Below are 13,361 nucleotides of genomic sequence, written 5' to 3'. Positions count from 1 at the left end.
CATTATATCGTGATGTTAGGTAGGATAATTAATATTGATGGCTTATAATATGTGCTTAATACTCATTTAAAATGAGTGAATTAACTAGTTCACTCATTGTTTTTTATTACTAAATTGAAATTCCATGTTTAACAGGGGCGAATGTTGCTAATTTTCCGTTATTTGACCACTGAGGTTTTAAAATCGCAGGTCGCCGTATTTTTAACTTTAATGACCATATTCTTGTCGCAAAAGTTTGTTGTCATTCTTGGTGATGCCTCAGAAGGTAGTATCCCAGCAAAGCTTGTGTTTGCCATGATTGCGCTTAAATTGCCGCAGTTGGCATCGTTAATTTTGCCTCTGAGCTTATTTTTAGGAATTATTTTAGCTTACAGCCGGATTTACGCCGACAGTGAAATGACAGTACTTAAAGCCTGTGGCGTGAGTGAGTGGTATGTAGTGCGTATTACGCTAATTTCAAGTGTCATCTTAGCGTTGTTGGCCGCGGTACTTACTTTGTATATTGCACCGTGGGCAAGCGAACAAGAATATCAACTTAAAGAGCAAGCCAAGGCTGATGCTGGTTTATCTGCACTTCGAGCTGGACGTTTTCAACAAACCGGTAACGAAAAAGCCGTGGTGTTTATTCATAACATTGAAAATGGCGGCAAAGAGCTCAACAAAGTTTTTGTGGCACAACTACCCGATAGTGAAAAAAGTGACCTAGCGCGTTTAGTTTATGCCGAGCAGGGCGTTGTTATTGAAGCGCAAAATGGTGAGCAGCAGTTAGTGCTCACTGATGGTAAGCGCTATGAAACTGACGGCGAAGCGCCTTCACTTAACTTAACTGAGTTTGATGGTTACAGCGTACAAATTCGCGAGCAAGAAATAGAACATCAACGTCGTAAGTTAGAAGCCGTGCCAACTCATGAGTTAATGTCTATTAACACTCCAGAAGCAATTGCACAGTGGCAATGGCGTTTAGCTATTCCGTTATCTATTCCATTATTAACTTTACTAGCAGTACCCCTGAGCGTTGTTAATCCACGCCAAGGTAAATTTGCTAAATTAGTGCCTGCTTTGAGCTTATATTTAGGGTATTTCATTTTACTCAACGCGGCTAAGTTTGCGGTAGAAGATGGGAAAATTCCGCCCTCTATTGGCCTATGGTGGATTCACCTAAGTGCATTATTTATAGGTAGTTTATTAATTATTAAAGGCCGCCCATTAGGTGTTTGGCTGAAGGCTGTCGTGACTAAACGGGAGCAACACATATGATGAAAACGCTTGATTGGTATTTAGGCCGTAGCATTATGCAAACGACTGGATTTGCACTAATGGTGTTGGTGGGGATCAGTACTTTAATAAAATTTATAGAGCAACTTAAATCGGTTGGCCGTGGTAGTTACGATATTATGACCGCCTTGCTATATACCATTTATAGTATGCCCGGCGATTTAGTGGTGTTTTTCCCAATGGCAGCACTTATTGGTGGCTTAACTGGGTTAGGCGCTTTAGCTTCTAATAGTGAGTTGGTAGTAATGCAAGCCGCGGGTATGTCGCGTTTACAAATCATTGGCTCGGTAATGAAAACCGCAATTTTTATGGCGCTGTGCGTAATGGCGCTAGGTGAGTGGGGGGCGCCCGCTGCTCAGCTGCACGCCAAAGAAATGCGTAACCAAGCTATTCATGGCGGGGATGTATTTAATGCACAAAAAGGCGTGTGGGCTAAAGATGGCAGTAACTTTATTAATATTGAAGATGTTGACCAAAATGGCATGCTGCGCGGCGTAAATATGTACCACTTTGATAAGTCGTTGCAACTTACACAAATTACTAAAGCAAAAGAAGCAGTAGGGCGTGATAATGGCTGGCTACTGCGCGATGTGAACAAAGTATTGATCAGTGAAGAGCTAATTACCACGGAGCAAGTTACTGAAGAGTTTTACTCATCTCAGCTGACCGGTGAAAAACTTGGCGTGGTTTCAGTAAAACCAGAGTCACTGTCATTTTCAGGGTTGTGGTCATATTTAGCTTATTTACAGCAAAATGAGCAAGATACAAGTACCTATGATTTAGCACTATGGCGTAAATTAATGCAGCCAGTGTCTATTGCTGTGATGTTGTTGGTTGCCTTATCGTTTATATTTGGTCCGCTGCGAACCGTAACTATGGGGGCACGAATTATCATGGGAGTGGTAACGGGGATAGTGTTTCACTTAACTAATGAGATATTTGGCCCTGTGGTAATGGTATATCAAATCCCAGCCATTGTAGGCGCCGTTCTACCGAGCATTTTATTTACTGGGTTTGCAGCTTATTTGATGAATAAGCGGGTGTAGCTAGACTTAAAGCTTAAATAAAAAACGCGGCCTTTTTTAAAAGTGCCGCGTTTTTTATGCTTTAGCTTATACCAATTCACTAGATTAAGTATTAATCTAGTTCGCGATACACGCGTTTATTTTCTTCTTTGGTGAGCGTAACCACTTCGGTTTTTGATAAGTAATCTTGTAGTGCTTTTTTATTTTTAAAGTCGACTAATACTACTAAATTTCCTAAACCAAGGAATGCGCTGATACTGCGGATAATAGCTTGTGGCCAGCTAATTAAACTTCCTTGGTTGGTTTGTACTTTTAAGCGCCATGCTCGCATACCAATTGTTTGCCCACTTTTCGTCCAAAAATAACCAAAAAATACCAAGCCAACAAGCACTAGCAGCGAGCTACGAATACCAGAAAGTAATAGTGAATCTTGAATACGTGCAGATACATCTTCAGCGCCATTGAGGGCAATAACATCAAGGGAAATAAGTCCTTGGATAGCAAATAAATACAATACCACCGTTAGCATCGCAAAAGCGATAATAGCTAATGTGTCGTACACCAATGACGCAAAACGACGCCAAAACCCTGCTCGTGGAAACTCAGCCGACATAAATATACTCTCACTGTTAATGTGCGCGATAGTTTAGCAAATAAGCCGCTAAATACTACCTATTACGCTACGTGCTTAACCAGCTATTGGTTCAAATGTTAATGGTTGCCTAAATGTTAAGCGGTCGATCACGCTTAATACATAAAACGCTTGCCGCTTTGCTCATTGTTTGTATAATGCTAGACAATGAGATGGAAGAGGGTACATAATCTTTCACTCTTAAGTGGTTTTTCTTTATCTTCTCGTGTTTAGAAGGTTAAAGAAAAATGATGCCAGCGTGATGAAATTGGTATACATGGGGGATTCAAAATCCCCTGCCGCAAGGCGTGCCGGTTCAAGTCCGGCCGCTGGTACCACTTTTTATAGCCCCGACCAAATTGGTTGGGGTTTTTTTATGCCTAAGATTTGAGTTGCCGGACTCGAGCGGCACGTGAGGTGCCGCTGTTATAAGTAAAAGTCCGGCCACTGGGTGAGAGTGAACCGAAACGCAGTTTCGCAGTGACTCGAAGTGAGTTCATGGATGAACGATGGATGCAGCTTCAAGGATGAATTATATACTCAGCTATATAGATTATAGCCCCGACCAAATTGGTTGGGGTTTTTTTATGCCTAAGATTTGAGTTGCCGGATTTTAATTACAAAAAATGTGTCCAACATTGCTACTTTTATAAGCAGTAGGTTTTGATCTAAACTTGGCCTGTAAACGTTTTGGTTTACCTAACCTTAAGCTCTGCTTGAGATAGGTTTCTTATCCAGAACTAAGGTTAGATAGTAAACACAGGCCTGACTTTAATCGTATTTTTCATTGATACGGGTGTGCTAAGTTATGCAATGTGTTTTGACTCGGGTATTATATACCTCAACCTCTTGTTGCGAATAAAACATCATGACTCAACTAACCGCAAAACAGAATATTCAAGCCATTGTAAAAGCGATTAAGGCTGAAGAAGCATTACTGCGTAAAAAACACCCGCTATTAATGCATCAAAATACCTTAGGAATGGCTATTCTATTACTTTCTTTGAGTGCATTAATCGGAATTGGCACGCTGTATTATTTTGCTATTATTCCCGCTTGGCTATGCATTATTTTAGCGGCCATTGCTACCTCAATTTCCCATGAGCTTGAGCATGACTTAATCCACAAACAGTACTTTAGCAACCAACCATTTTTGCATAATTTTATGATGTTAACCGTGTGGCTGATGCGTCCTAATACCATAAGCCCATGGTACCGTCGCAAGATGCATTTACATCATCACAAAACGTCGGGTACTGAGCAAGATTTAGAAGAGCGTTTGGTAGGTAATGGTATTAAAAATCCGTTTTTACGTGCCTTGGTAATTGTTGATGGATTACTCGGTTTATTAATTAATGCAAAACGTTTTAGTAAAGAAATTAATGGGTTTAGCTTCTTTAAAGTGTTTAATGCAGGTTTTCCCATTACTACTGCGTATTTCGCCATTTTATATAGCGTAATTGTGTTTCACTTAGTTAATTTTTTCACTCCACTGGCTGCTAATTCACCTGTATTGCTGCTTGATGCAATGAATGTGTTTGAATTTCTAATAGTGGTGCTGATTGTGCCTAATATTGTGCGTTCGAGCTCACTTAATTTTGTTACTTCAAGTATGCATTATTACGGCGGTGTTAATAATATGCTTGAACAAACTCACGTCATCACCAGCCGTTTGTTTATGCCATTTAATTTATTTTGCTTTAACTTTGGGCATACTCATACTATTCATCATTTTGTGCCGAATCAGCCGTTTTATTTACGACAAATGATCAGTAAAAAAATCCTTGAAGTGATGCGCCAACACGGCGTGCGTTTTAATGATTTTGCCAGTATTAAGCAAGCAAACTTGTATCAGTAATACTCAGTGTAAAATGGCATCATAATGCAGTCGGACTCGCAGCAGCAATTAACTCAGCAAGATGCGTTAGCGCAATGTGTACAAGCTATAAAGGGGACCAGTTTTGCGCAAAAGCTGGTTAATTACATTGCCCTTATTGTTGAGTTTGATTGTGCGGTTGTATTGGCTTGCAGAGTAAATAAGCATCCCATTTATTTATTCGATTCTATCGAGAAACAGCGTGAACTTTTATTTCAGCGCTACCTTACTAACTCGTTTGTAAACGACCCTTTTTATAGTGAACTGGTTAGTAAAGCTGAGGAAGGTGTATTTAGGCTCGCTGATATAGCTAGTCATCAAGATGAACTGACCTTTAAAGTATATCAACAGCAGTTTTATACTCACACTGGCTGGACTGATGAGCTAAGTATTTGTACTAATATAGGTAACGGTCGCTCGATTGTTATTTACCTTGGTTTATTATCCAATAACCAGCGCTTTAGTGCGTTGCAAAAGCAGCAATTAATAGCACATTTTAATTTAATAAAAGCACTGTGTAGCCAACATTGGGGTAGCCAAAAATTACTATTAAATCAATTTAATAGTTCAGTTACTGGGCAGCTTATAGAAAATGCCCTCACATCATTTGCTAACCAACAACTCACTCAACGAGAGCATCAGGTTGCTTGTCTAATTGTGCAAGGTTGCGACTCCGCAGATATTGCTTCTCAGCTTGGGATCGCCCTAGGTACAGTTAAAAACCATCGTAAACGTATATATGCACAGTTAAACGTTGCTTCACTGAGTGAATTCTTCCGACTGTTTTTAAACCATTTAATGCTGACAAAATAAAGCGCGTTTATGTCCCTTTAGGGATATAGTGCACATCGCTGAGTTTAATTAGTATTTTTCTTATAGATAATTTTGAGAAATACGATGACAGCACATTTACTTAGCGACATTATGCAGCGTGGTTTAGTCTCTCAAGTGAGTAATATTGAGCAATTAACCCATAAGCTTAAAACTCCACAGGTGGTTTACTGTGGCTTCGATCCTACCGCAGGTAGCTTACACATAGGGCACTTAGTACCATTAATAATGCTAAAGCGTTTTATGGATGCAGGGCATCAAGGTGTGGCATTAATTGGGGGTGCTACAGGGTTGATTGGTGACCCGAGTTTTAAAGCCACTGAGCGTAGCCTAAATACTAAACAAACGGTGTCACAATGGGTGACAGCGCTTGCAAACCAAGTTGAAAGTGTACTTGGTCCGCATTTAAACAAGCCACTGCAGATAAAAAATAACGCTGACTGGTTTAGCTGTATTGATGTATTAGACTTTTTTCGTGATGTAGGTAAACACTTTTCAATTAATACCATGATCAACCGTGAGTCAGTAAAACAACGTTTGCAACGTCCAGAGCAAGGGTTGTCGTTTACTGAATTTAGTTACTCCTTATTGCAGTCGTATGACTTTGCTAAGCTCAATAGTGAGTTAAATTGTACTTTGCAGATAGGCGGTAACGATCAGTGGGGTAATATTGTCAGTGGAATTGATTTAACCCGCCGTTTAAACCAGCAAACAGTGTTTGGTTTAACACTGCCACTTATTACTAAGTCAGATGGTACAAAATTTGGAAAAACTGAGGGCGGTGCTATTTGGCTCGACCCTAAAAAAACCTCGCCGTATCGCTTTTATCAGTTTTGGTTAAATTGTGAAGATGCTGATGTGTATAACTTTTTGCGTTTTTATACTTTTTTATCAGTTAAAGAAATTGAGGCCATAGAAGCAAACGATAAGATAAGCGGCCAAAAGCCTCAAGCACAGCGCATTTTAGCTGAGCAATTAACCCGTTTTATTCATGCTGAAGAAGGCTTGGCAAGTGCGCAGCGTATCACTGAGTTGTTATTTAATGGACAAGTACAAACCTTAAATTTAAATGATTTAGCACAATTAGAACAAGATGGCTTACCAGTAATAACCCTTACTGAAATTAATATAACCACCTCCGCGCTATTGGTTCTCAGTGGTTTAGCAAACTCTAAGCGTGCCGCAAGAGAACTGATAGCTGCAAACGCAGTAAAAATTAATGGTGAAACAATTTCGGCTGATCATAGTCAGTTAAATTTGGCATTGCATCAACGTTTTTGGTTAATACAGCGAGGTAAAAAACAATTTAGGTTAATTAAACTCAATTGAATTTCCCTCTAATGGTGATTTTTTATGTGGTTTTAGGGGTTATTCTTAATCCAAACTACTTAAGTTTTTTAAAAGTCTTCATTGTTTTTTCTCATTACAATAACGGTAATTAATAATTTAATTGCCGTTATTAATGTGTTTTGTAGGCATTTGTAAATTACTGTGAAATGCTAAGTTAAAAGTAACTTTTTTAAGTGGCTGATAATAAAGTAACTTTGCTATCTGTTTTTAATAGCGCTGTGCGCACGAGTTGTTTCTTTGTATTAATCTCTTTACTCACTCAAGCACGTTAATCGAATTGAAATATTTCTGTAATATTTAGGTGTTCTAATGCGCTCTGAAACAAAAACGTCATCAAAATGCCATAATCGGTAAGACAAAAACTGAGATTTAAACATGAGTGAATCAAAGCGCAATACGCTATTAATAAAAACGCTTAACTGGGCTGCTATCGCCTTTTTAGTTTATTTAGTCCTGGTAGCCGTTGGCACTGTCAGTGGTGGTTTTAAATTAGCGTCGGGCGGTACCGAGGGAGCGAAAGAAATTTTTGCATTCGCAACCAACCCGTTTATTGCATTATTATTAGGTGCTTTGGCAACGGCTTTAGTGCAATCGTCATCAACGGTTACCTCAGTAATAGTGGGCCTTGTTGCTGGCGGTTTACCGTTAAGTATTGCTATTCCAATGGTGATGGGTGCAAATATTGGTACTACTATTACTAACACCTTAGTGTCTATTGGTCATATTCGCTCTAAAGAAGAGTTTCAACGTGCGTTTGCAGCATCAACGGTTCATGATTTCTTTAATTTATTTGCCGTTATTATATTTTTACCGCTTGAGATAATGTTTGGTTTGCTGCAAAAAATGTCAGCTGCTTTGTCGCATCTATTTATTGGTGATGCTGACTTATCATTAAAGAGCTACAACTTTATTAAACCACTTGTTAAACCTGCTGTGGGTGTAATAAAAGATGCATTTAGCTTCCTAGACACAAAAATGCTAGGTGCAGCGATGGTTATAGCAGGTATTTGTTTGATTTTATTTGCCGTAACTACATTAGGTAAACTACTTAAAAAAGCATTGGTTGGCACTGCAAAAGATATACTGCATGGTGCAATTGGGCGCGGGCCTATCGCAGGTATAACATCAGGTGCGGCGGTAACAGTTATGGTTCAGTCGTCATCAACTACCACGAGTTTAATGATCCCACTTGCGGGAAGTGGTGTGTTTACTACACGTCAAATCTATCCATTTACGCTAGGCGCTAATATTGGTACAACCATTACCGCTTTATTAGCCGCCACATCAATCACAGGGCCTATGGCTGAAGTGGCGCTAACGATTGCTTTAGTACACGTTATGTTTAATGTATTTGCGGTTGCACTAATTTACGGAATTCCTGTACTACGTGAAATTCCGCTTAAGTTAGCCGAAAAGCTAGCCGAAATTGGTACAAAGAATAAATCAGCTGCATTAGGCTATGTGTTAGGGTCGTTCTTTGTGGTGCCTGGTCTAATTGTACTGGCCGTTAGATAAGCAAATAAATGAATAAAAAGAATGCGCTATATAGCTTATATAGCGCATTTTTTGTTTTACCATTGGTAACTTACAGACAACATGGCATTACGCGGTTTTCCTGGGAAGTAACGATCGCCAGTAAAACTAGTGTAATCTGCGCGCTGTGCGTAAGCCGTGTTGGTTAGATTTATTATTCGCGCACTCAGTAATAGCTGTGGGCTTATTTGCCATTGGCCGCGCAAGCTTAAAATATCGTGACCTTGATATTCATGTAAGTTTTCAGGGTCGGTAAAATAGCGACTCACATAGTGCCATTGCAGAGCAAGGTTAACACGCTCGTTGGCTTGCCAGTTAAAATCGATATTAGCGACCTTTCGAGGTGCGGTATCAATATCGTTACCTTTAATATTAATACTGCCGATGATTTGCTCATTCGAGTACGTATGTTTGGCATAAGTACCTGCAAAATTAATCGAAAAGTGCTGATTAAAGCTGTGTGCTAACTCAAGCTCAATGCCACGATGTCGAGTTTGGCCGTCATTAACAGTAAAAAAGTCACTGTCACGGTAGATGGTATTGTGCTTGCTCATCGCATAAGCCGACAAACCGTAGCGAGTATTGTTGTACACCCCTTTGATACCTAACTCAGCATTATTTGCTATTTCTGCATCTAAGTCGGCAGTACTTTGCTCGCGTTGTAATTGATAAAGCTCAGCTGCTTGTGGGGCTCTATAGCCTCTTGAAAAGTTAGCGTATAGTGTATTGTTAATATTAAGCTGATAGCTCACACCGAGTTTTGGCGAAAGATTACTAAAGCTGTTTTTAGTGCTCTCGGGGCGACTATAACGACAGCCACCAAAACCACATTTACTGCCATCTTCTTTCGTACGCCCTGTAAGCATATTGTTTTGATAGTTATATTGCATATGCTCATAACGTAGACCTGCAGTTATAAGCCAATTATTTAGCTGCCAATCAATAGCGGCAAATGGGGCATATAAGGTGGCATCGACTTGGTAATCGTAATGTTTACCTTGCGGCACTGTGGCCACTAAAAACGCAGAACCTTGAGTCGGTTTATCTTGGGTTTGTAAAAAATCGGCTTGGGTAAACTCACCATCAAAACCAAGCTTTAGGTTGGTATTGTCGTTCACATAATGCTGATAAAGCGATTGTAGACCAAACCCAGTTTGGCTATTTTTTTCAAGTGGTGTGCCGGGTAAAAAGTGTTTAAAAAAGTCCATGCTTTGGTCACGAATATAAGGAGTAACAACTAGAGTGTTCTCTCCTAATTGCCAGCTTGCTTTACTCCAAGCCCTAAGCGAGCGAGCTTTTCTAAAGGCGTCGGGATCAAAGTTTTGCTGTGCTATATCTTCATCTTTATAGCTTTGAAAACCGCTAATATAACCAGCAGTTTGTTGATCTAAATTAGTATACGTAAGCCCAGAAACTAAGCTTAGGTTGTTATTATTATAGCGATGGCGCACATTTATTTTTTGTTGCTTTACGCTTTCATCATCTCGATAACCGCTATCATCCGTAAAACTAGCATTAATACCTAGGCCTGAATTATCCATGGCATGGCCTGCACGTAATTTATAGCGAGCATAACCATAAGAGCCATAATCAAAGCCTAGTAAACCAGCACCTTGCGTAGTATCAGGGGTAATAACGTTAATTACACCATGCACTGCATTAGAACCATAAAGTGCAGAACCTGGGCCTTTTAATACTTCAATACGCTCTGCCATTTCGCTATGTGCTTCGAATAGTTCATTGATATTACAAAAACCAGCTGCACGAAGAGCTATGCCATCTTCTGCGGTTAAAACACCACCACAAGCGCCCGTTCCAGAAAGTACTTGCGAGCGCAGAGCCGGTAAATACTCTTGGCCATTCCCACGTTGGACATTGGCACCTGCAACGCGTTGTAGCGCTTCCTCTACATGGGTAGGAGCTATAAGCTCAAGCTGTGATTCACTTAATACACTGATCACCAGTGGTAATGGCGTGGAAAGCGCTTCACTACGCGATGCTGTGGTGGTGATACGTTCAATTGATTGCGCGGTATCTTCAGCACACGCACTATTAATTAAACCTAACTGACTGCATAACAATAACGGGGGTAAATAGTAATATTTCATAAATTCCAGCACATCGGCAATTTGATAAGTTTAGGGTAGGGGATTTTGTGAATTGGTTAAAGCACACTCAACCTATAAACCCGATAAGTAATCGATAAAACAATACAAAAAATGCCCGGAAAAACTAAAGTGAGCACTGAGTAATGTTTAAATAGTAATACACCTACCACTCCGCCGGCTAAAAAACCGGCAATAATTAATACAAAGACCAAGCATTTTCTATTGTCAAAAGCTTCTCCTTTTAGGGCTTTACCAAACATCAAACCCAGATCGGTAAAAATACCGGTTAAGTGAGTGGTTCGCACAACTGCGCCGCTGTAGTTAGTGGCTAAAGCATTTTGTAAGCCGCAGGCCGCAGAAGCAAGTGTAAGTGCGTAAGGGTAAGAATATTGAAGTAGCTGTGCGCTTAACAGCAGTAAAATACCCTCAATAAATAAGAGCGTATCGTAATGGCGGCCTAGCTTAAGTGAACCGCCTGAAAGCATTAAGCCTGTTAATGCCGAGCCAAATATAAAGCTCAGTACAATCGCAATTAAAAATAACGCCGCCTTGATGTTGGTAGTAAGTTCAATAGCTAATGAAGTCACCGACCCTGAAACGTGAGAAATTGCTTGCTGTTCATACCCTAATAAACCTACTGCGTTTACCATACCGGCAATAAAAGCGAGGGTAAACGCACCATATTCGACCCACTTAGGTAGTTTTGTAAACATCCTTTTAGCTCCGGTTTCAGTGTGTAGATTAATCATACACTTAATTAAAGTTAATAAATGAAAAGAGGTTATATTTTTAACATCACAAGCAAGTGATGATCGCTAAATTTAACTTTTGCGTATCAACCAAATTTGGAATTAATATGTTTAACCAAGAACAGCAATCACGCATTATAGAAATGGCATGGGAAGACAGAACGCCATTTGAAGCCATTGAAAATCTGTATGGGCTAAATTACTCTCAATTAGTTAATTTTATGCGGGAGCATATCTCTAGCGGGTCATTTAAAGTATGGCGTAAGCGCCATGCTGGGCGTAAAACTAAACACCTAAAGTTACGCGACCCCGCGATTATGCGCAGTCATTGTAAAACACAGTACAAGCAACGTTAATTTTTCTCATTTCATGTAATGTTCAGGCTTAGCCGTTAATACTCTTCAGTAATGATCACACTGGAGAATCGCCATGAAATCACTAATCAGTATTTTAGTAATGGTTTTTGCGCTAACGGCAACAAACGCATTTGCTGTACCACACAAAGACAAACATGCAGGCAAGCATGCGAATAAACACGCAAACAAGCATCACTGGAAAAAGCAAAAATATAACCAATACAATAATAAAAAATGGCTTTCTAAGAAACAAGCCAAGCAGTTAATTCGTCAAGGGTGGACTCCACCAGGGTGGCACAGATCTTATCATCAAGGTGATATCCTTGGGCATGACATTTATAAGCGTGCTAGAGTAATAGACCGAGAAAGAGACACAGTGCGAGTTGAAGTTGATCGCACTATTATTCACTTAGTGCACGACACTCGTGAAATACTCTCTATTTTACAGCGCTATTAGGATTTATAAATGCTCACTGTATTGGTCATAGTTACTGGCTTGTTGTTATTAATAACTTTATTACCCCTGTCATACAGTCAGCATTACTTGATACGTAGTTGCGACTTTGTGCGCTTGCAGGTGTGCTACCTAGCAAGCGCTGTAATTATCGTGGCAGTAATAGGTATGTGGCAAATCGACTTTATTGCATACTCATTAATAGCGGCTGTTGCTTTAATTATTTGTGCGCTTCAAGCTAAGTGGATTTATCCCTACACTTGGTTTGCTAAAAAAGAAGTATTAACAGCGCCAAAAAGTAGTGATCATAGCATCAGAATCTTATCCGCTAATGTACTGATGTCGAATCGACATAGTGAGCAGTTAATTAACTTAGTCGATAAATATCAGCCCGATTTACTTATCACCTTAGAAAGCGATAGTTGGTGGCAAGATAAATTGTCCGTGCTTAAAAAAAACTACCCTTATCAAGTACAGTGCCCAAAAGATAACCGCTACGGCATGCATGTATTTAGTAAATTTAACATACTCGATGCACAAATTTGTGCACTTATAGAAGATGATATTCCTTCTATTCATATTTTATTTGAAAACCACCAAGGGTTAAAAATGCAGGGGCATTTTATTCATCCCGCGCCACCAAGCCCAACCGAAGAAGATTCATCACGCCCGCGCGATAGCGAATTAATAATGGTGGCTAAAGCTCTTAAAGATTCAACTCGCCCTACGATAGTCGCTGGCGATTTAAATGATGTTGCTTGGTCACGCAGTACTCGTTTATTTATGCAAATTAGTGGCTTTTTAGACCCTCGTAAAGGCCGTGGTTTTTTTAATACTTTTCACGCTAATTACTTTTTTATGCGTTGGCCGCTTGATCATTTGTTTCATTCAAAAGGCTTTAGTGTAAAAAGGATAAAGCGCCTTGCTAAATATGGCTCCGATCATTTTGCCTTACTAACCGAACTGGTATTTGAAGATGCTAATCAGCAATCCCTTGAAACAAAACCAAGCGAGCAAAAGCAGCAAGATATACAAGAGCTGGCAATGAGCAAGGCAGATAAACGCAAAGTACCTATGTTTGAAAAGGGCTAGGTATAGTACAGATATTAGGTTAAAGGTTTTAGGTGAAAGAGAAAGTTAATACATTACGATAGGGCTTTTAAGTTTGCGAAG

General features: G+C 39.8%; 12 protein-coding genes and 1 tRNA gene. 10 read left to right on the top strand and 3 right to left on the bottom strand.

Translation table 11 applies throughout. The annotated features are described in order from the left end of the window. Positions 1 to 144: 144 nt before the first annotated feature. Both lptF and lptG read left to right on the top strand, forming a co-directional pair. Complete coding sequence (lptF, locus tag DK924_RS12075; RefSeq protein WP_109875484.1) at positions 145 to 1,257, top strand: LPS export ABC transporter permease LptF; 1,113 nt, start codon at positions 145 to 147, stop codon at positions 1,255 to 1,257. Next, on the top strand, positions 1,254 to 2,321 hold the full coding sequence (gene lptG / locus DK924_RS12070) for an LPS export ABC transporter permease LptG (protein ID WP_008466816.1): 1,068 nt from the start codon (positions 1,254 to 1,256) through the stop codon (positions 2,319 to 2,321). The genes lptF and lptG overlap by 4 nt, the downstream gene beginning before the upstream one ends. 91 nt (positions 2,322 to 2,412) lie before the next feature. On the opposite strand, the gene DK924_RS12065 is transcribed toward lptG, so the two are convergent. Then, positions 2,413 to 2,913, bottom strand: a complete 501-nt coding sequence (locus DK924_RS12065) for an RDD family protein (protein WP_010390869.1) — start codon at positions 2,911 to 2,913, stop codon at positions 2,413 to 2,415. Between the two features lie 271 nt (positions 2,914 to 3,184). Here DK924_RS12065 and DK924_RS12060 point away from each other — a divergent pair. The 5 genes from DK924_RS12060 to DK924_RS12040 all read left to right on the top strand — a co-directional run bounded on the left by DK924_RS12060 (position 3,185) and on the right by DK924_RS12040 (position 8,503). Next, a tRNA-Leu gene (locus DK924_RS12060) sits at positions 3,185 to 3,269 on the top strand. A 530-nt stretch (positions 3,270 to 3,799) separates the two neighbouring features. After that, positions 3,800 to 4,789, top strand: a complete 990-nt coding sequence (locus tag DK924_RS12055) for a fatty acid desaturase (protein WP_109875294.1) — start codon at positions 3,800 to 3,802, stop codon at positions 4,787 to 4,789. A 24-nt stretch (positions 4,790 to 4,813) separates the two neighbouring features. Further along, positions 4,814 to 5,620: a LuxR C-terminal-related transcriptional regulator gene (locus DK924_RS12050; protein ID WP_109875293.1), complete on the top strand. Its 807-nt coding sequence runs from the start codon at positions 4,814 to 4,816 to the stop codon at positions 5,618 to 5,620. An 84-nt stretch (positions 5,621 to 5,704) separates the two neighbouring features. After that, positions 5,705 to 6,967 (top strand): tyrosine--tRNA ligase, encoded by a 1,263-nt coding sequence (tyrS, locus tag DK924_RS12045; protein WP_055012846.1) that lies wholly within the window; start codon positions 5,705 to 5,707, stop codon positions 6,965 to 6,967. 396 nt (positions 6,968 to 7,363) lie between these two features. Next, positions 7,364 to 8,503, top strand: coding sequence for a Na/Pi symporter (locus DK924_RS12040; RefSeq protein ID WP_008114296.1), 1,140 nt, complete (start codon positions 7,364 to 7,366; stop codon positions 8,501 to 8,503). A 56-nt stretch (positions 8,504 to 8,559) separates the two neighbouring features. Here DK924_RS12040 and DK924_RS12035 read toward each other — a convergent pair whose 3' ends face one another. Continuing rightward, positions 8,560 to 10,629: a TonB-dependent receptor gene (locus DK924_RS12035; protein ID WP_054202235.1), complete on the bottom strand. Its 2,070-nt coding sequence runs from the start codon at positions 10,627 to 10,629 to the stop codon at positions 8,560 to 8,562. A 56-nt stretch (positions 10,630 to 10,685) separates the two neighbouring features. Then, complete coding sequence (locus tag DK924_RS12030; protein WP_109875292.1) at positions 10,686 to 11,342, bottom strand: YoaK family protein; 657 nt, start codon at positions 11,340 to 11,342, stop codon at positions 10,686 to 10,688. 143 nt (positions 11,343 to 11,485) lie between these two features. Between DK924_RS12030 and DK924_RS12025 the strand changes: the two genes are divergently transcribed. From DK924_RS12025 to DK924_RS12015, 3 genes are all read left to right on the top strand, one after another. Next, positions 11,486 to 11,734 carry a TIGR03643 family protein gene (locus tag DK924_RS12025; protein WP_041708743.1) on the top strand — a complete coding sequence of 83 codons (249 nt, stop codon included), beginning with the start codon at positions 11,486 to 11,488 and terminating at the stop codon, positions 11,732 to 11,734. 73 nt (positions 11,735 to 11,807) lie between these two features. Then, positions 11,808 to 12,191, top strand: coding sequence for a hypothetical protein (locus DK924_RS12020; RefSeq protein WP_075170389.1), 384 nt, complete (start codon positions 11,808 to 11,810; stop codon positions 12,189 to 12,191). 9 nt (positions 12,192 to 12,200) lie between these two features. After that, complete coding sequence (locus DK924_RS12015; protein WP_109875291.1) at positions 12,201 to 13,280, top strand: endonuclease/exonuclease/phosphatase family protein; 1,080 nt, start codon at positions 12,201 to 12,203, stop codon at positions 13,278 to 13,280. Positions 13,281 to 13,361: the final 81 nt, after the last annotated feature.

It is taken from the genome of Pseudoalteromonas sp. meg-B1 (assembly GCF_003173795.1).
In the GTDB taxonomy this organism is placed as follows: domain Bacteria; phylum Pseudomonadota; class Gammaproteobacteria; order Enterobacterales; family Alteromonadaceae; genus Pseudoalteromonas; species Pseudoalteromonas undina.
The sequence above is the reverse complement of the archived record's forward strand: the minus strand, read 5'-3'. Positions and strand labels throughout refer to the sequence as shown.

What these genes read in the sequence shown, in the direction of transcription:
- lptG (WP_008466816.1), top strand. Translation starts at nt 1,254, where the DNA reads ATGATGAAAACGCTTGATTGGTATTTAGGCCGTAGCATTATGCAAACG.
- DK924_RS12065 (WP_010390869.1), bottom strand. Translation starts at nt 2,913, where the DNA reads ATGTCGGCTGAGTTTCCACGAGCAGGGTTTTGGCGTCGTTTTGCGTCA.
- DK924_RS12055 (WP_109875294.1), top strand. Translation starts at nt 3,800, where the DNA reads ATGACTCAACTAACCGCAAAACAGAATATTCAAGCCATTGTAAAAGCG.
- DK924_RS12050 (WP_109875293.1), top strand. Translation starts at nt 4,814, where the DNA reads ATGCAGTCGGACTCGCAGCAGCAATTAACTCAGCAAGATGCGTTAGCG.
- tyrS (WP_055012846.1), top strand. Translation starts at nt 5,705, where the DNA reads ATGACAGCACATTTACTTAGCGACATTATGCAGCGTGGTTTAGTCTCT.
- DK924_RS12040 (WP_008114296.1), top strand. Translation starts at nt 7,364, where the DNA reads ATGAGTGAATCAAAGCGCAATACGCTATTAATAAAAACGCTTAACTGG.
- DK924_RS12035 (WP_054202235.1), bottom strand. Translation starts at nt 10,629, where the DNA reads ATGAAATATTACTATTTACCCCCGTTATTGTTATGCAGTCAGTTAGGT.
- DK924_RS12030 (WP_109875292.1), bottom strand. Translation starts at nt 11,342, where the DNA reads ATGTTTACAAAACTACCTAAGTGGGTCGAATATGGTGCGTTTACCCTC.
- DK924_RS12025 (WP_041708743.1), top strand. Translation starts at nt 11,486, where the DNA reads ATGTTTAACCAAGAACAGCAATCACGCATTATAGAAATGGCATGGGAA.
- DK924_RS12020 (WP_075170389.1), top strand. Translation starts at nt 11,808, where the DNA reads ATGAAATCACTAATCAGTATTTTAGTAATGGTTTTTGCGCTAACGGCA.
- DK924_RS12015 (WP_109875291.1), top strand. Translation starts at nt 12,201, where the DNA reads ATGCTCACTGTATTGGTCATAGTTACTGGCTTGTTGTTATTAATAACT.